Annotated in this window: 2 pseudogenes; both read right to left on the bottom strand. The window is 41.3% G+C overall.

The window, feature by feature from the left end:
* Positions 1-198 precede the first annotated feature (198 nt).
* A pseudogene (locus D0T60_RS18535) lies at positions 199-273 on the bottom strand (mannonate dehydratase); the annotation flags it as partial.
* Positions 252-356 (bottom strand): annotated as a pseudogene (locus tag D0T60_RS18530) (30S ribosomal protein S20); the annotation flags it as partial. The pseudogenes D0T60_RS18530 and D0T60_RS18535, both read right to left, overlap by 22 nt.

The raw sequence follows: 356 nt of genomic DNA, 5'->3' as shown, positions 1-356 counted from the left end.
GTAGGTTTCCGGATAAGTTTTCATTTTTATCAGTAGGGTTTCACCATCGCTATATACTTTTTTTTGAATTTGATAATTGTCACGCCATCTGAACTCCGAATTTGCTTCAACCCTTCAGCGTTGAGAGGCATTTTAGCACCTTACCACCCCCAGTCCAATCACCGCCATTAACCCCCATGCAAACAAATATCCATGCCGCCATCCTAACTCGGGCATAAAGTTATAGGTAACAATGTTAACGCCGCATTTGCCTAAATTACGCAAGCTTTGTTTTTGTGAATGATGTTCACTTTCGCAAGCTTATCAACTTTCTTAACGATGAATGGGTACAGAGCAGTTGCTTCTGCTTTGTCTGT

The organism is Bacteroides sp. 224, assembly GCF_010500995.1.
Lineage (GTDB): Bacteria > Bacteroidota > Bacteroidia > Bacteroidales > Bacteroidaceae > Bacteroides.
The sequence above is the reverse complement of the archived record's forward strand: the minus strand, read 5'-3'. Positions and strand labels throughout refer to the sequence as shown.